We start from the raw sequence: 17,404 nt of genomic DNA on the forward strand, positions 1-17,404 counted from the left end.
AATATCTTAACAATATTATCCCAATTTTTTTTGAGTAATCGCCAATAAATTAGCAATTTGTTCAGCCGTTCTGGTCAGATTTTCAGCAGTATTCTCAATAGCATTTTTTAAATCAGTCGGTTCATTTCCAATGGTAAAAACTGCATCAAAATGTGATTTTAAAGCCTCTACGTCTGCTAAAGGTACTCTCCCAGCCAAACCAATTACTGGAATATTCAAAGTTTTCGCTCTTTCAGCAACACCAAAAGGTCCTTTTCCCTGTAGCGTTTGTTTATCAAGACTTCCTTCACCAGTAATGACAATATCGTTTCTTTTTAAAGCATCATCAAATCCAGTTAATGACAAAAAAGCGTCAATACCATTCATTAATTTAGCATTCAATAAACCAGCTAAACCCGCAGAAACACCACCAGCTGCTCCACCAAATGCTAAATTGGCAATACTTTTTCCAAATTGTCGATAAATCACATCAGCAAAATTACTTAGTACAATTTCAAGAAATTCAACATCAGACGCTGTCGCTCCTTTTTGTGGACTAAAAACTTTGGCTGAACCACTTTCGCCTAATAAAGGATTTTTTACATCTGACAAAATAACGATTTCACAATCAAGTATTCGTTTGTCAAGATGAGTAGTATCAATACTGGTTAAATTGATTAAATCTTTAGGTAAAAAACCTATTTTTTCATCTTTTTCATTCAAAAAATCTACACCTAAAGCTGCTAAAATTCCGCATCCTCCATCGACAGTAGCCGAACCTCCAACGGCTAATATTATTTTATTAACTCCTTGATTTAAAGCAAATTTAATCAACAATCCTGTACCAAAAGTTGAAGCTTCTAAAGGATTTAATTCCTCATTCTTTAACAAACGAATTCCCGATGCACTCGCCATTTCAATCACAGCTGTTTGTCGATTATCAATCAAACCGTAACTTGCTTGAATAGTTCGCCCGAGTGGGTCAAGTACTTCTTCAGAAATGACAATTCCATGACGATGACTAATGATTAATTCTCCTGTTCCATCTCCGCCATCGCCAATTGGAAAACATTCGCAAACACAATTTAAATGGCTTTTTTCAAAACCTTTTTGAATAGCTTCCGAAGCTTCTTTGGCATTTAAACTATGTTTAAAGGCATTTGGAGCGATGAGTACTCTCATGGATTGACAATATTTTTGGGGTTTTCAGCTTGATAGTCAGCGATATTTTCAATCGCAATTGCTAATAATCTAGTTCTTGCTTCTTTGGTAGCCCAAGCGATGTGTGGAGTAATGATACAATTTTGTGCAGTAAATAATGGATTGTCTTTTTGTGGGGGTTCCACTGAAAGTACATCGATACCAGCGCCAGCAATTATGTTATTATTGAGTGCCTCTGCCAAATCTTCATCAATAATGATTGGACCACGAGAAGTATTAATTAAAAAGGCTGAACTTTTCATTTTTTGTAAATTCTCACGGTTCATCAAACCTTGTGTTTCAGCCGTTAGCGGACAATGAATACTCACAAAATCAGATTCTTGCAATAAAGTGTTGATGTCTGCCCATCTAAAATTCGAGCGATGCAACTGGTCGTTTGGTCGGCGACTATTGGCAATTACTTTCATGCCAAAGGCTGTGGCAACGTCAGCAACTTTTTGACCAATAGTTCCAAAACCGATGATACCGATTGTTTTTCCAGCCAATTCAATCAACGGAAAATCCCAAAAACAAAAATCTTTTGAATTCGCCCATTTCCCTGCTCTAACGGCATCACTATGTTTTTGAACGTGCAAAGTAAACTCTAAAATCAGTGCAAAAGTCAGTTGCACTACCGAATCTGTACCATATCCTGGCACATTAGTAACGATGATACCTTGTTTTTTAGCTTCTCCAATATCAACTACATTATATCCAGTAGCCAATACACCGATATATTTTAAAGATTTTAACTGAGAAATAATCTCAGCCTTCAAAGGCGTTTTGTTGGTGAGTAATATCTCTGCTCCTTCCGAACGCTCCAAAACTTCTTCTGGTGCACTTCTATCATATATCAGTACTTCACCTAAAGTGTATAAATCATCCCAAGTTAAATCTCCTGGGTTTAAAGTAAATCCGTCTAAAACAACTATTTTCATCTTGCTCTGTTAATAATTCATAATTATCACAAAGCTAATTAATTTACCAGTTGTAATACAACGAAAGATTGCCAACACTGTGGCGATAAAGCCCTTTTTTATAAGCACTCGCTACTTTTTGTGTATAAGAAATCCCGAAATTTCCTTTTGTGATTACTGCTCCATACGATACTTCTGCAAACCAATTGCGTATGTTATTTTCAAAAACAGCCGTTTTTGAATTTTTGAGTTCTCCGTTCATCAATCTATTTGTAACAATAAATGAGCCTTCGGGTCTGACGATACAGTAGACTTGGAATTTTTTGAAACGTTGTGATTTGCTTCCATACTGATTCAAATATCCTTGGAAATATGGACTAAACTTTCCAATTCTAAGCATTGGATAAAGTGTCAGTGAATTTAACATATTGCCAACAGTAGCCCTTCCTCCTATCATCACTTCCAAAATTTTATGGTAGTGAAATAATTCTTTTTCAGCTGTAAAATTGACATTAAACAATACTGCATTCGCTAATTGATTATCCCAACCTCTTGGCGTTCTATCATGAATGAGTTTATGAGCAAATGTTTGAGTTCGTTTAGCCATCGCCGCCGGCCCTCTTACTCCTGCTATTACTTCTGTCTGAAAATCATACTTCTTTTCAGGATTATAAGAGTACAAAGTATGGGAAACATATAATGAACCTGCAAAGGGATAATCATCTGGTTGAAATTCTGTTTTTGTAATATCTCTCGGTGTAACCATTAGTTGAGTCAAACCCCAACCAAAAACATTGATGGTGCTATCGCCTGCTTTTGGGAGTATTTTGTCGATAAAAAACTTCGACTCATGTTTTTTTGTATAAAATAAATCGAACCTTGTTCCATTGCTGTACGCTTCGTCTGTACCGATGCCACGGATATTAAAAAAATCGTTGTCTTCGTACAATCTAAACAAAAATCTTGGTTCTGCTTTTTGGGCAAACAAAACGTTTGGAAAAATAAATAAAATTATAGCACTTAAAAATTGGATAACTCTTTTCATCACGATTGTGGATTAAATGTTATTCTTTACTTTGCAAATTTGAGAAATGTCCAAAATCAAAGCATTGATATAGATTAAGAAATAACATTTCAAGTAAAAGATTATAAATACATTAATCCATTTTCAAAAAAGAAAATTCATTATTGAAAGCTTTTTTTTAAAATCTTAAATAAAAAGTGATTTTTAGGCTTTTGTTTAAATACTAATACGACCCTCTATGATTTTAAACAAAGCGTCTTATCTTTTGTCAAACTTGATTATATAATCGGTTTTGAAGATGGAAAATTTAAAACATCATCAAAACAGTACAAGAAAAGCTTGAAAGAATCTTCGCACTTTCATTTTGATAAGTTTTGCTATTTTTTAATAATTATATTAATTCTATATATGTATTTAATATAATATATTCTATATTTGGACTTTATATTATACTAAACACATATTTTTATACACATTAAAATTTTGTTTTTTATTTAATAACTAAATTTTTATTATATATTTTCTAAAACAACTAATTAAATGCAAAAGCACGTTGGAGATTATCTGAAACAGATTGTTGTAAATCAAGGCATTCAAATAAAAGACTTTGCAAATATTTATGGAACATCTGCACCACACATGTCAGACATTCTTTCAAAAAAAGACCTCTCTACTCGAATTCTTCGCAAGTTTGAAAGTCTCCTTCACATAGAATTCAGCCTAACTTCAAGCTTAAATAATAATGAATTATTGAATGAAAAATCCATTCAATACGCTAAAATCAAAAACTCTGCTGGTGGGCGTCCCCCAGAATTTAAGCATAGGAATACTCAAGAAGCAATTACTAGTATAACTGTCAATCAAGAAGTATTATTAAAAGAAATTGAAGGATTAAAAGCTCTGTTAGCAAGTAAAGACCAACTAATTAAATCAAAAGATGACTTAATTCAGGCACTTACTGCCAATAAAATTTAATAGAAATGAATAAGAAAAAGTTGATATAAATTATATTTTTAGTAAAAATGGGTAAATAACTATAAATTAATGGGTTCTGCAAAACCCTAAATTTTACGAGTTATTCATAAAAAATAAATTTTAGATTCTCAGCTAACTTAAAAAGCTATTTTCAGACAATTATCTCCTGAAAAACAAAGACTTAAATCAAAATTCATAGATTTTAAAAATTTGGATTGAGCTATGAAAAAATATATTAGTTATCTACGAGTTTCTACAAAAGGACAAGAGCGTTCGGGTTTAGGTTTGGAGGCTCAAAGAGCCATTATTGAACATTATGCAAAAATTGATGAAGCCGAAATTGAGCATGAATTTATTGAAGCCATCAGTGGAAAAGATATTGAAAATCGTCCTATATTAATGGAAGCTATAAAATTATGTAACGAGAAAAAGTACATATTTATCGTAGCAAAATTAGACCGTTTGAGTCGTGACATTGAGCATATTTTCAAATTAAAGAAATTGCTGGGAGACAATTTTAAAAGTTGTGATTTGCCTGATACTGATACAGTTACGCTTGGAATTTATGCCATTTTTGCACAAAGAGAAAGAAAAATTATCAGTATCAGAACAAAAGTGGCCTTAGAAGCCAAGAAAAAAAGAGGCGAAAAAATGGGCAATCCGCAGTACTTTACGCAGGAAACTCGTGAGCTTGGCGGAAAAATGCAAAGAGAAAAAGCCATTAAAAATATTAATAATAAAATGGCAAGTGGTATGATAGCCCGCTACAACCGTGAAGAATATACACTTTAGAAGCGATAGCACTGGAACTCAATAACTTTGGTTTTAGAACCGTAAAAGGTAAACTGTTCAATCGTTCAACGGTTTGGTATTTGATAAAAAGACAAAAAGAGATAAATGCGATGTAAACAATGACTTTTGTTAAGTTATATTTCAAACGCAGTCCTTACCTTTGATAATTATTATTTTTTATTCCTAAGACAACAAAAATTGTGAGTATCATCAGCAAACTTTTAAGTATTATCCAAGAAAATGCTTCTGAGAAAGAACTAAATTGGATTTTGAGTAAATCATCAAGCGAAAGCAAAAATATTTTAACTGCTTTCGTTGCCACACCAAGATTTGTATCGAAAAAAACAGTTGAATTCGTTTTAGCAGAAGAAAACATTTCACATTCATGGACGCTCGACAGATTGGCAAGAGTGTATTTACTTTTATCGTTTCCAACAGATTCGGAAGAAGTTTATCTCAAAAATATCAATGCACTTTTTGATACTGCCGAAATCAACGAAGCCGTAGCACTTTATTCAGCTTTACCATATTTGGCTTTCCCTGAAAAATGGATTTATAGAGCCACCGAAGCGGTTCGCTCGAACATTGGTTTAATTTTCGACTCTCTGGCGTTTAGAAATACTTTCCCTGCTACTTATTTTACGGAAGCAGAATGGAATCAATTGGTGTTAAAATGTATTTTTAATGATAAACCAATTCATTTAATTCAAGGTTTAGCGGAAAGAGCTAACCAGAAATTAGCTGATACTCTTTCAGACTTTGCCCATGAACGTTGGGCGGCTGGTCGTTCTGTCCCTGCACAAGTTTGGCGATTAGTAAGTCATTTTTTAAATGAAGAAATTTTGAAAGACATTGAAAAATTGTTGCAAACCGATAATTCTGACAATCAAATTGCCGCAATTTTGGTTTGTAAAGAAACTACTTTTGAGCCAGCTAAAGCATTGTTAATCAAGTATTTTTCTATCATAAATGACTTGGGAGAAGACAATATTACTTGGAATAAATTAGAGAAATAGGAGAGGAATTCCTCTGTTCTCCGATAATAAAGGATATATAAATAAGCATTTTATCTGAAATTTAGACCTAATTCAAGAACGGTTTTGTGAGTAAAATCTTGAATTGAGCCATTAGCCACTAAAAAAATGTGCCAAAAACATACTGAAATAGCCCAAAATCCTTCTCATTTTGAAGGAACAGCCGAAGAATTGGCAACGGCAACGAATGTGCAAGTAAATTTTATGGATTATATCAAAGACATGAAATTTTTTGACCCACACATTCACATGACTTCACGCACTACTGACGACTATCAGGCTTTGGCTGATGCTGGCGTTGTGGCAATTATTGAACCCGCATTTTGGCTTGGTCAGCCACGTACTGGACTTTCGACTTTCAAAGATTATTACAGTAGTTTGATTGGTTGGGAGCGTTTTCGTTCTTCTCAGTTTGGTATCAAACATTATTGTACGATTGGGTTGAATTCTCGTGAAGCCAATAACGAAGCCCTTGCAGAAGAAGTAATGGAAATTTTACCATTATATTTATACAAAGAAGGTGTAGTGGGTGTTGGCGAAATTGGCTTTGATGACCAAACTGCTGCCGAAGAAAAGTATTATCGTTTACAATTAGAGTTAGCCAAAGAAGCAGGTTTGCCAGTACAAGTACATACTCCCCACCGTGACAAGAAAAAAGGAACGGAAAGAAGTATGGCAATTGCCCTTGAACATGGCATCGACCCACAAATGGTTATTATCGACCATAATAATGAAGAAACTGTAAAAAGTGTTTTAGACCAAGGTTTTTATGCCGCTTTTACTATTTATCCATTTACCAAAATGGGAAATGAACGCATGGTAGAAGTAGTAAAACAATACGGTTCTGAAAGAATTATGATAAATTCTGCTGCTGATTGGGGCATTAGTGACCCATTGGCAATACCAAAAACTGCCGCTTTGATGAAAATTAAAGGAATTTCTGACCATGATATTCGTTTGGTTACTTATCAAAATGCCATTGATGCGTTTGCCCAAAGCGGACAAATTAATGTGGAAGATTTTGAAAATCCACAAGAAATTGACCAAAGTTTAAAATATAATGGCAATACGATTTTGAGAGGTGGTCAACAGCCGAGAGTCGATAAAAATGCCTTAATCATTCGTTAAATTTTGAATATAAAAGCATACTTCCAACTGTTAAGACCTGCCAATATTGTAACATCAGTAGCGGATATTTTCGCAGGAATTTCTATCGCAGGCTTTACTTTTTCAACAGACATCGACAGCATCAAAACAGTCATTTTACTTTCCATCGCCACCAAAGGTTTATACGGCGGTGGAATTGTATTTAATGATGTTTTTGATGCCGAATTAGATGCCATCGAACGACCCGAACGACCAATTCCAAGCGGAAAAGTGAGTAAAACAAATGCTACCTTATGGGGTAGCTTTTGGCTTTTAATGGGTATTGTAGCCGCATTTTTTAACAGTACTCAAAGCGGAATCATTGCTATTATTGTAGCAATTTTAGCTTTAGTCTATAATCGTTTCGGTAAACATCATGATATTTTAGGTCCAATTAATATGGGACTTTGTAGAGGTGGAAACCTCATTTTGGGAATGTCAGCCGTGGCAACTGCTCCCGCTTCTTTATGGTGGTTGGGCATAATTCCTGTAATTTATATTGCTGCCATTACGATGGTTAGCCGTGGAGAAGTACATGGAGGTAGTCAAAAAACTTTATATTTTGCAGGATTTTTATACGCTTTTGTCAGTATTTCTCAGCTACTTTTTGCTTATCAATTAGGCTACTTTTTATTTGCCATTGGCTTTGTGATATTACATATTTATTTGATTTTCAAACCATTAATTACAGCTATTACAAATCCCATTGGGCCAAATATAGGCAAAGCGGTAAAGGCGGGAGTACTTTCGCTTATCGTGATGGACGCTGCTTGGGTAAGTGTTTCAGGAAACTGGATACTGGCTTTATGTGTTTTAGCTTTATTGCCACTTTCAATGAAATTAGCGAAGGTTTTCGCTGTTACTTAATTTAATAAATTCGATTTTACTCTTACAATAAATGTCTCAGATTCAGCAAAGCTTTCAGGTTCAGTTTTCGTATAATATTTTATTTACCGAAAATCTTTTCGCTCCTGAAAATACTACTCTCATTACTTTCTTAAACAATTTTGGCAACCATTACGGGGCAAACCAATTTCGTAAGAAAATCTTATTTGTCATCGACGAAGGCGTTGCTGAAAATCACCAATATCTACAAGAAGCTATCAAAAATTACTTCGCAAATCAGGAAGAAATTGAATTAGTTGCTGATATTTTAGTCTTGCCAGGTGGCGAACAAGTAAAAAATGATGAAATATATTTAGCTCAAACGCTTCGTGCCATTGATACTTACGGTATCGACCGCCATTCTTTTGTGGCAGCGATTGGTGGTGGAGCGTTTTTAGATATGACTGGCTACGCTTCGGCAATTGCACATCGTGGCGTAAAACATATTCGTATTCCTACGACAGTACTTTCTCAGAATGATTCAGGAGTTGGTGTAAAAAATGGCGTAAATTACTTCGGGAAAAAGAATTTTCTCGGCACTTTTGCTCCACCAGTTGCAGTTTTTAATGACAGTACTTTCTTGAAAACTTTGAGTGATAGAGATTGGCGTTCGGGTATTGCAGAAGCCGTTAAAGTAGCCTTAATCAAAGACTTAGCTTTTTTTGAATGGCTTGAAAACAAATCAGTTTTGTTGGCACATCGTGACGAAGAGTCGATGAACGAGCAAATTTTTCGTTGTGCAGAATTACACGTTCAACATATTTCAAGTGGCGACCCTTTTGAAAGTGGCTCTGCTCGTCCTTTAGATTTTGGTCATTGGGCGGCTCATAAATTAGAATATCTTACCAATTTTGAAATTCGTCATGGCGAAGCCGTTGCCATTGGTATCGCTTTGGATTGTGCTTATTCTTTCTTGAAAGGGATGATTTCGGAAGATGCTTTAGATAGAATTTTATTAGTTTTAGAAAATCTTGGTTTCGATTTGTATCATCCAGCTTTAGCCGAAAATGACAAAATCAACCTTTGGAAAGGCTTGAACGAATTCCGTGAACACTTAGGCGGACGCTTGACCATTACTTTATTAGAAGGACTTGGCAAAGGCATTGAAGTACACGAAATTGATTTTGAATTGGTAAAACAAGCCGTAGATTATCTCGAAAAACGCTCATAAATTATGAAAACCCCATTCGGACTTTTAACATATTGTAGTAATATTCATCCCGGAGAAGACTGGAAACATCATTTTTCAGTACTCCAAAGTAGCATTCCTGAAATCAAAAATTCAGTAAGTAAAGACGCTCCGATGGGCATTGGTTTGCGTTTGGCGAATCAAGCAAGTTTAGATTTGTCGGAAACTACTAATTTTGAAGCCTTCCAGAATTGGTTATCAGCCAATGACTGCTATGTTTTTACCATGAATGGTTTTCCTTATGGCGGTTTTCATGATGTAGTTGTAAAAGACCAAGTACACGCACCCGACTGGACGACAAACGATAGAGTACAATATACCATCCGAATGTTCAAGCTTTTGGCGAAATTATTACCAGCTGATATGCAAGAAGGAGGCATTTCTACTTCGCCGCTTTCGTACCGTTTTTGGTGGAAAATTGAAAGTAAAAACCCTTTAGAAACTCTTCATCATGCCACAACTCTAGCGACACAAAAGATGCTTTTGGTATTGGACGAATTAATCGCCATCAAAGAAGCAACGGGTAAAGTTTTACATTTGGACATCGAACCAGAACCTGATGGAATTTTAGAAAATTCTACCGAGTTTATCACTTGGTACGAAGATTATTTAAGACCAATTGCCATTCAATATTTTGCCCAAAAAGGCATTTCAACCGAAGAAACATTGGCGATTTTGCATACACATATTCAATTATGTTATGATGTTTGTCACTTTGCAGTAAGCTACGAAAAACCAAAAGTAGTAGTGGAGAAATTAGCAAAAGCTAATATTGCAGTTGGCAAAATTCAGATCAGTTCTGCCATAAAAGTGAACTTTACAAATGATGCTGAAACAAAATTAAAAGCTATCGCTCAGTACGACGAAGCCAGTTATTTGCACCAAGTAATTGCCAGAAAAGCAGATGGAACGTTTGAAAAATATCAAGATTTAAACCTTGCGATTGAAGACTATCAAACTGGAAAACATGAAGAATGGCGAGTTCATTTTCACGTGCCTTTATTTATAGAACAATATGGAGAACTTTCTTCGACACAATCTGACATTGTAGATACCCTTGCGATTCATAAACAAAAACCCTTTACCAATCATTTAGAAATAGAAACTTATACTTGGGGCGTTTTACCGCCAGAAGTACAAGTGCCACTAAATGAGTCTATCGCCCGTGAGGTTACTTGGGTGAAAGGATTGCTTTAAGGAGCTATCGGATTTCGGTCGTCGGATTTCAGCTTGAACTTTTGATTTAAATTACTGATTGCGTGACTTAAAGTCATGCCATCAGTGATATAAAATTGAATTTCAGATTGCCAATATCTTATTTCTAATAAAAGCCCAAAGCTGACGACTGACAGCCGAAAGCCTACAATAATATGAAAAAAACAGTAGTGATAGATGTCGTTGGTTTAAGCACGAGCGTCATCGGAGAATATACTCCATTCATCAAAAAATACCTTTCAGAACATCAGCTTACGCATATCAAACCCGTTTTCCCTGCTGTTACCACTACTTCACAAAGTTGTTTTGTAACAGGAAAATTCCCTGATACTCATGGAATTGTAGGAAATGGCTGGTACGACCGTGAAGATAATGAACATAAATTTTGGAAGCAGTCGAATAAGATTGTGAAAGCAGAAAAAATTTGGGAAGCAGCCAAACGTAAAAATCCCAATTTCACTTGTTCCAAAATGTTTTGGTGGTACAATATGTACTCATCGGCAGATTATACAGTTACTCCGAGACCACAATATCATGCCGATGGCGTAAAAGCTCCCGATTGCTATTCGCAACCAGCAGATTTACGTGATAAACTTCAAGCAGATTTAGGGACTTTCCCATTATTTAGTTTCTGGGGACCAAATGCCAATATCAAATCTTCAAAATGGATTGCAGATGCCTCTGTCTGGGTGGATAAAGCTCATGACCCAACGCTTACTTTGATTTACTTACCTCATTTAGATTACTGTTTACAGAAATTTGGTGTCGATTTTCCTAAAATTCACAAAGAATTAGGTGAAGTAGATAAATTGGTTGAGGACTTGGTAAATCATTACAAAGCACAAGATGTAAACATCATTATTTTATCTGAATATGGCATTAATACGGTGAGTAATCCTGTTCATATCAATAGAATTTTACGTGAAAATGGATTAATTTCTGTCCGAGTTGAACGTGATTATGAATTATTGGATGCAGGAATTTCAAAAGCATTTGCCATAGCAGACCACCAAATTGCCCATATTTATATCAATGACCCAAGCGAAAAAGCAAGAGTAAAAAGTATTTTAGAAAATACCAAAGGCATAGCTTTAGTCTTGGACGAAGAAGGTAAAAAAGAACATCATCTCAATCACGAACGCTCAGGAGATTTAGTGGTAATGGCTGATGCTGATAGTTGGTTTACCTATTATTACTGGTTAGACGATGCCAAAGCTCCTGATTACGCTCGCTTGGTGGACATCCACAGAAAACCAGGTTACGACCCCGTCGAGATGTTCATGAATCCTGCTAATCCATTTATCAAGTTACGAGCAGCTTATAAATTAGCTCGTAAATTATTAGGATTCAGGTATTTAATGGACGTGATTCCATTAGATGCTACTTTAGTAAAAGGCTCGCATGGCAGTATCAACATCAGTAAAGAATACTATCCAATACTAATTTCTGACCAGAAAATTGGCGATGGGGAAATTATCGCTACGGATGTTTATGATGTGATTTGGAAAGCTTTGTTTGGGGGAGAAGAATAAGAACGTTATAAGCAGTTTCCAATTACGTCTGCATTGCGGACGTAATTGGAAGCCTCATCGAAAACAATTCGTTAAAGTGATTTCGAAAATATAATAATTCAAAAAAGGCAATCCATCGTTAAGCTATTTTGAACCAAACCTGCTGAATAGTTATTTGTCTGCACACCAAAAGTCGTTATTAAAGTAAGAAAAACTGACTTTCTTGTTTTTGTTTCAGTTTTGAATGTGCCAATTTTATGCTGCAATTCATTGGCATATTTTTTATCAATTACAAAAGGATTAATTGAGTATTTCATCTCACAAAGATTGATTACTTGGTCTCTTCTATCAATGACTAAATCAACCTGACTGCCATTTTCAGCATTTGAGCTTCTCCATGCCGAAGTCGCAGTTTGGATTCCGCTAATGCCTAAAGCTTGTTTGATACACTGTATATGGTACAAACAAACTTGCTCAAAAGCATAACCACTCCAAGCTCTGTGTTTGGGGTTATCTATTGTATTTATCCAATGATTTTGGTCTATTGTCTGAGTTCCATTAATAAATTTTAGATAAAAGAGCGTATAAAAATCAACCAATTGGTATAAGCTATTTTTACTTTTATTGCCAAAAGGTAAATATTTTCGGATAAATCCACTTTCTTCAAGTTCATCAAGTATCCTTGTAGTACTCCCTGCATTCGTTAGTTTTGTAGCTTTCAGAATGTCATCTCTGGTTAAACCTTTAGCTTTTTGAGCTAAACAATTTACAATGCTTATATGCTTTTCTGCGTTTTTAAAAAGCGAAGCGTATAAATTTGAAAATTCTGTTCTTAATAAACCATTTTCTGAAAAACAGATTTGTTCTATATTTTGACTTGCACTTAGGCTTGAAGAAACTTCTTCCCAATAATAAGGAATACCACCCATCACCATATACAGTTGTGTAATTTGGTATCTATCTAAAACAGAATGTTTATTCCTTAAAAATATTTCACATTCAGTTAAGGTAAACGGAACAACCTTTAGCCTTTTTGTAACTCTATTATGTAAACCTCCTTTATTGTTGATTAATTTATTCAACATCCACGAAGCTGCCGAACCACAAACAATGAGTACAATATCATTTCTTGAAGAAGCCCAGCTATTCCAAAAATGCTCTAGTGCCTGTATAAAACCAGAATTGGGAGTATCGAACCAAGGTAATTCATCTATGAAAATATACTTTTTAGGGTTTTTTGTATTTTCAAGATAACTAATTAGTTGCTGAAAAGCTGTAAGCCAGTCTGTTGCTTGAGAAATTGGTGTATTTTTATAGGCTTTTTGGAGAGCAATATGAAAATTTGTGAGTTGTTGTGATAAATTGGCATTTCCTAAGCCAGTGACTTGAAATACAAATTGCCCTTCAAAGGCTGTTCGAACCAAAAACGTTTTTCCAACTCTTCTTCTTCCATAAACTGCAACAAATTCAGACTTTTCTGATAATTGTAACGCTCGTAATGTGGTCAATTCATTTTCTCTACCAATTATATTTGCCATAGTGTTATTATTTTTTCAAGACAAATATAATTAAAATTACCACATTAAGCCAAAACAAAGATTCAATTTCGCTTAATGTAAAAAAACTGATTAGTTTAAGCCAAATTGAATCTTTGTTTTGGCTTAAACTAATCAGTTTTACCTTTACAGAAAAGTATTTGATAAAACTCTCCCCCTAAAGCCATTCGAAGAAATAACCAGTCTATTTTTGAAAAAACGTGTAAAGTACGCTGGAGCATTGAAGTCTAAGATGTAGAAAATTTTGGCAATGGTACGATAAAATCAACAAATTCTAAGAATGTTTAATTTTAAACAAATTCGGAATCCATAGTAATTATTTCGACTATCAGGATTATTAAGGGAGTCTTCACTTAACAGTGTCAGTTCTAATAAATTATTCTTAAAAAATGATTCTATTTTTCAGGCTACACAGGCAGAATCTTCCCCTCTAAATCACTAAAAGCAAGCTCTCTCACTCCCATAAGTCAATATTTCGAGGATATTTTTTGACTAAGTCTGATGCCTTTCCTAGCATGATTATATGCTGTTTTGTATCAGAATATTTATATATTGCACTTTATGTACGACTAAAACATTGAAAAAAATGACGAATAAAGTAGTAAATAATGCCCAAGAGGCGGTAAAAGATATTCCAAACAATGCCGTGCTGATGCTTGGCGGTTTTGGACTTTGCGGTATTCCCGAAAATAGTATTGATGCCTTGATTCAACAAGGAGTTACGGGGCTTACTTGTATTTCAAACAATGCTGGTGTAGATGATTTTGGCATTGGTTTAATGCTGAAAAGTCGCCAAGTGAAGAAAATGATTTCTTCTTATGTCGGTGAAAACAAGGAGTTTGAGCGACAATTATTATCTGGAGAACTCGAAGTAGAACTGATTCCACAAGGTACTTTAGCCGAAAGAGTAAGAGCAGGCGGTGCAGGGATTCCTGCCTTTTTTACGCCTGCTGGTGTGGGTACAGAAGTAGCCGAAGGCAAAGAAGTACGAGAATTTAATGGTAAAAAATACTTGTTGGAATCGTGGCTCAGGGCCGATTTTGCTATCGTAAAAGCTTGGAAAGGCGATACCGCAGGGAATTTAATTTTCAAAGGAACGGCAAGAAATTTCAATCCAATGATGGCAGCGGCTGGGGCAATTACCATTGCCGAAGTAGAGGAATTAGTACCAGCAGGTACTTTAGACCCTAACGAAATCCATACGCCCGGCATTTATGTGCAGCGAATTTTTCAAGGGGAAAATTACCAGAAAAGAATTGAACAACGCACGATAAGTATTCCGACAAATGCTACAAAAGATGTAAAACCAACAACAGTTTCCACAGCAAAAGGCTTGGATAAAAACCAAATTGCCAAAAGAATTGCTCGTGAAATCAAAGATGGCGATTATGTAAACTTGGGAATCGGAATTCCTACTTTGGTTGCCAATTATATTCCTGAAAATATCAGCGTAGTATTGCAGTCGGAAAATGGTTTGTTGGGGATTGGGCCATTCCCGACGGAAGAGGCAATCGACCCCGATTTAATCAATGCTGGCAAGCAAACCATTACGATGCAAACAGGTTCTTCGCTCTTTAGTTCTGCCGAAAGTTTCGCCATGATACGAGGCGAACACGTGGACTTGACGATTTTGGGAGCTATGGAAGTTTCAGAAAATGGCGATATTGCTAACTGGAAAATTCCTAACAAAATGGTAAAAGGCATGGGCGGTGCGATGGACTTGGTGGCTTCTGCTAAAAACATTATCGTAGCAATGCAACATGTGAGTAAAGATGGGAAATCAAAACTGTTGAGCAACTGTACTTTACCCATCACGGGCATCCACTGTGTCAAGAAAATTGTCACCGAATTAGCGGTATTGGAAGTATTAGCCGAAGGCGGTTTTAAATTATTAGAAATCGCTCCCAACATAAGTATCGACGAAGTAAAAGCTGCCACAGAAGGTAAATTAATTATTGAGGGTGATATTCCAGTGATTGAGGTTTGAGCTGTGAGCCTTGAGCTATGAGCTTTGAGTTTTTTTATGAAGCGATGAATACTCATGGCATAACTTTTATTGAATCTTGAAAAGAAGTAAACCTCTGGTAGTCATGCCATGAGTGGGGTAGCTTTCTTTAGCCCTTTAAGGTTTTAAAAATCTTAAAGGGCTTTTTCATTCCTTTTGCTCCAACAAAATAAACAAAACACGACTTTCATTAATCCTGCCAGATGGAAGGCTCATCTAGTAAAATGAAATCGACATCTTGTTTAATGAAAGACTCATCTAGTAAAATAAAATAAGCATCTTGTTTGATGAAATGCTCATCTAGTAAAATGAAATAAGCATCTTGTTTGATGAAAGACTCATCTAGTAAAATAAAATAAGCATCTTGTTTGATGAAATGCTCATCTAGTAAAATGAAATAAGCATCTTGTTCGATGGAAGGCTTATCTAGTAAAATGCAATCGGAATCTTGTATTGTGGAAGGATCGTCTAGTAAAATAAAGGAGATTTTAATTAAGGCGTCAGTACTCAATTCTCTCTAAAAAATATCATTACCTAAAACTTGGCGGGAAAATAAATAAAAACTCATGGTATGACTTTCGGTAAGTTTTGAGAAGCATTAAGTTTTTGGTAGTCATGCCATGAGTGAGTCATCCACTTTAGAGTACGAAATTACCGTTTAATAAGTTTTTGGGTAGAAAGTGGGGGTTGATTTTTTTTCTTGAGGGTTAATTTGATACTTTAGCGAAATGGAATACATTACAATATTACCTATCCTGAAAGTCAATAATAAATAATCAAACGAATTGAATATACTTGAAAACAACCCAATAACTGAGCCTCTCCACAAACATTGGAAGGATAGGATAGAAAATAATTTTAATTTCATACCATTTTCTCCAAATTTAAATTACTTGAGTTTAATAAACTATATTGAGAATAAACCTCAAAGTTTTTATTCTCAATTAGCCTTTTCAGAGTATTTAAATACCCTATTCTTATTTTTACATCAAGACAAGGATAAACTGGCACAGATACTAATTGATTCAGAAAATCATATTAGTCTCAGTAATAATATTCTTAATGACATTAACAAACTTTCTATTCACGATCTTCATTATCCTCAGAATGATTATGACCGAATTAATTTCATTGACCAAAATATTCATTATAGCTTACTAAAGCTTTACGAAACTCCTTTATTCTATTTTTCTCAAATACTTGCAAAATTTTGGTGGATAACAAATGGGAAAAAATTAGATGGTTTAGATTTATATAATTCAGTTGAAGAACTGAAAAAGAATGGATTTAAATATTTGGAACAATACTATTTACATGATATTAGAAATAGTATTGCTCATGGAAAAATCATTTATACGAACTATAACATTTCATATTATGACAAAAAGAATAATAAATCCTCTATATCTCAAACAAAAATAATTGAAGTATTTGATAATTCCCTTGATATTGTTAATGGGTTTTGCCTTGCATATAAGGTGTTTTGTCTTTCAAATTCTGAATTTTACAGCCAATATAAAATACCTATTCCGCAATCATTATTACTTGAAGAATTACAAGTAAAAATCAATACTCCAACTTGGACAATTAATAATGTGTTAGATAATATAATTCTTAATGACCAAAAACAACTAACTATTTATATTAAAAATAGAAATTGGGATTTTGCCAAAGTTCAGTGGTTTGTCTATTCAACAGCATATTGGGCAGAACGTTTAACAAACTCATACAACAGAATTTTTTTTCACATTGATTCTAAGCACTCTAAATTGCCAGGTTATGCTGCTTTTGATGCGGATAAACTTAGAAAGTTAAGACTAAAAGGAAATACCAATATTGAAGATTACAACGGAGTATTAGAAAATAACCTTATTTTTTTTAGGCTCAACCCTTAAACTGGGCTGATGATTAAACATTGTTGATAATTTCTCAAATCTGGCGTTAAAAGTAGTTGAAAAGTTTCTTGTAAAGCCTTT

General features: G+C 34.7%; 15 protein-coding genes and 1 pseudogene. 11 read left to right on the forward strand and 5 right to left on the reverse strand.

Annotated elements, in window-relative coordinates; translation table 11 throughout:
- Positions 1 to 15: 15 nt before the first annotated feature.
- Genes HNP25_RS06970 through HNP25_RS06980 form a run of 3 tightly spaced genes read right to left on the reverse strand, consistent with a single transcriptional unit; the run spans position 16 to position 3,141 of the window.
- Positions 16 to 1,161, reverse strand: a complete 1,146-nt coding sequence (locus HNP25_RS06970; RefSeq protein ID WP_184132424.1) for a glycerate kinase — start codon at positions 1,159 to 1,161, stop codon at positions 16 to 18.
- Entirely contained in the window at positions 1,158 to 2,117 is a 960-nt protein-coding gene (locus HNP25_RS06975) for a D-2-hydroxyacid dehydrogenase (protein WP_184132427.1), read from the reverse strand. The genes HNP25_RS06970 and HNP25_RS06975 overlap by 4 nt, the downstream gene beginning before the upstream one ends.
- 43 nt (positions 2,118 to 2,160) lie before the next feature.
- A complete protein-coding gene (locus tag HNP25_RS06980) occupies positions 2,161 to 3,141 on the reverse strand; it encodes a lipid A deacylase LpxR family protein (RefSeq protein ID WP_184132430.1) in 981 nt (326 codons plus the stop codon).
- A 519-nt stretch (positions 3,142 to 3,660) separates the two neighbouring features.
- Between HNP25_RS06980 and HNP25_RS06985 the strand changes: the two genes are divergently transcribed.
- The 8 genes from HNP25_RS06985 (at position 3,661) to HNP25_RS07020 (ending at position 11,888) form a co-directional block, all read left to right on the forward strand.
- The gene (locus HNP25_RS06985) at positions 3,661 to 4,095 is read left to right on the forward strand and encodes a hypothetical protein (RefSeq protein ID WP_184132432.1); all 435 of its coding nucleotides are present in this window, start codon (positions 3,661 to 3,663) and stop codon (positions 4,093 to 4,095) included.
- 222 nt (positions 4,096 to 4,317) lie between these two features.
- A complete protein-coding gene (locus tag HNP25_RS06990; protein WP_184132433.1) occupies positions 4,318 to 4,887 on the forward strand; it encodes a recombinase family protein in 570 nt (189 codons plus the stop codon).
- 200 nt (positions 4,888 to 5,087) lie between these two features.
- Positions 5,088 to 5,903, forward strand: coding sequence for an EboA domain-containing protein (locus HNP25_RS06995; protein WP_184132434.1), 816 nt, complete (start codon positions 5,088 to 5,090; stop codon positions 5,901 to 5,903).
- A gap of 126 nt (positions 5,904 to 6,029) precedes the next feature.
- Positions 6,030 to 7,049, forward strand: coding sequence for a TatD family hydrolase (locus HNP25_RS07000; protein ID WP_184132435.1), 1,020 nt, complete (start codon positions 6,030 to 6,032; stop codon positions 7,047 to 7,049).
- A 3-nt stretch (positions 7,050 to 7,052) separates the two neighbouring features.
- A complete protein-coding gene (gene eboC / locus HNP25_RS07005; RefSeq protein WP_221432422.1) occupies positions 7,053 to 7,934 on the forward strand; it encodes a UbiA-like protein EboC in 882 nt (293 codons plus the stop codon).
- Positions 7,935 to 7,965: 31 nt separating this feature from the next.
- On the forward strand, positions 7,966 to 9,123 hold the full coding sequence (locus tag HNP25_RS07010; protein ID WP_184132436.1) for a 3-dehydroquinate synthase: 1,158 nt from the start codon (positions 7,966 to 7,968) through the stop codon (positions 9,121 to 9,123).
- A 3-nt stretch (positions 9,124 to 9,126) separates the two neighbouring features.
- Positions 9,127 to 10,338, forward strand: a complete 1,212-nt coding sequence (gene eboE, locus HNP25_RS07015; protein WP_184132437.1) for a metabolite traffic protein EboE — start codon at positions 9,127 to 9,129, stop codon at positions 10,336 to 10,338.
- 173 nt (positions 10,339 to 10,511) lie between these two features.
- Positions 10,512 to 11,888: an alkaline phosphatase family protein gene (locus HNP25_RS07020; protein WP_184132440.1), complete on the forward strand. Its 1,377-nt coding sequence runs from the start codon at positions 10,512 to 10,514 to the stop codon at positions 11,886 to 11,888.
- 98 nt (positions 11,889 to 11,986) lie between these two features.
- Here the strand turns inward: HNP25_RS07020 and HNP25_RS07025 are convergent, their stop codons facing one another.
- A complete protein-coding gene (locus tag HNP25_RS07025) occupies positions 11,987 to 13,405 on the reverse strand; it encodes an AAA family ATPase (RefSeq protein WP_184132443.1) in 1,419 nt (472 codons plus the stop codon).
- Positions 13,406 to 14,009: 604 nt separating this feature from the next.
- On the opposite strand from HNP25_RS07025, the pseudogene HNP25_RS21815 reads away from it, so the two are divergent.
- Positions 14,010 to 14,696, forward strand: a pseudogene (locus HNP25_RS21815) (CoA transferase subunit A); the annotation flags it as partial.
- Between the two features lie 60 nt (positions 14,697 to 14,756).
- Positions 14,757 to 15,410, forward strand: coding sequence for a 3-oxoacid CoA-transferase subunit B (locus HNP25_RS21820; protein WP_262887495.1), 654 nt, complete (start codon positions 14,757 to 14,759; stop codon positions 15,408 to 15,410).
- A 208-nt stretch (positions 15,411 to 15,618) separates the two neighbouring features.
- On the opposite strand, the gene HNP25_RS07035 is transcribed toward HNP25_RS21820, so the two are convergent.
- Positions 15,619 to 15,939 (reverse strand): hypothetical protein, encoded by a 321-nt coding sequence (locus HNP25_RS07035; RefSeq protein ID WP_184132449.1) that lies wholly within the window; start codon positions 15,937 to 15,939, stop codon positions 15,619 to 15,621.
- 274 nt (positions 15,940 to 16,213) lie between these two features.
- Between HNP25_RS07035 and HNP25_RS07040 the strand changes: the two genes are divergently transcribed.
- Positions 16,214 to 17,323 (forward strand): hypothetical protein, encoded by a 1,110-nt coding sequence (locus tag HNP25_RS07040; protein ID WP_184132451.1) that lies wholly within the window; start codon positions 16,214 to 16,216, stop codon positions 17,321 to 17,323.
- The last annotated feature ends 81 nt before the right edge of the window (positions 17,324 to 17,404 follow it).

The organism is Arcicella rosea, from assembly GCF_014204325.1.
Lineage (GTDB): Bacteria > Bacteroidota > Bacteroidia > Cytophagales > Spirosomataceae > Arcicella > Arcicella rosea_A.

Excerpts from the sequence above, each read along its gene's own strand:
- HNP25_RS07020 (WP_184132440.1), top strand. The coding sequence starts at position 10,512 with ATGAAAAAAACAGTAGTGATAGATGTCGTTGGTTTAAGCACGAGCGTC.
- eboE (WP_184132437.1), top strand. The coding sequence starts at position 9,127 with ATGAAAACCCCATTCGGACTTTTAACATATTGTAGTAATATTCATCCC.
- HNP25_RS06975 (WP_184132427.1), bottom strand. The coding sequence starts at position 2,117 with ATGAAAATAGTTGTTTTAGACGGATTTACTTTAAACCCAGGAGATTTA.
- HNP25_RS06985 (WP_184132432.1), top strand. The coding sequence starts at position 3,661 with ATGCAAAAGCACGTTGGAGATTATCTGAAACAGATTGTTGTAAATCAA.
- HNP25_RS07025 (WP_184132443.1), bottom strand. The coding sequence starts at position 13,405 with ATGGCAAATATAATTGGTAGAGAAAATGAATTGACCACATTACGAGCG.
- HNP25_RS06990 (WP_184132433.1), top strand. The coding sequence starts at position 4,318 with ATGAAAAAATATATTAGTTATCTACGAGTTTCTACAAAAGGACAAGAG.
- HNP25_RS07010 (WP_184132436.1), top strand. The coding sequence starts at position 7,966 with ATGTCTCAGATTCAGCAAAGCTTTCAGGTTCAGTTTTCGTATAATATT.
- HNP25_RS06980 (WP_184132430.1), bottom strand. The coding sequence starts at position 3,141 with ATGAAAAGAGTTATCCAATTTTTAAGTGCTATAATTTTATTTATTTTT.
- HNP25_RS07000 (WP_184132435.1), top strand. The coding sequence starts at position 6,030 with ATGTGCCAAAAACATACTGAAATAGCCCAAAATCCTTCTCATTTTGAA.
- HNP25_RS06970 (WP_184132424.1), bottom strand. The coding sequence starts at position 1,161 with ATGAGAGTACTCATCGCTCCAAATGCCTTTAAACATAGTTTAAATGCC.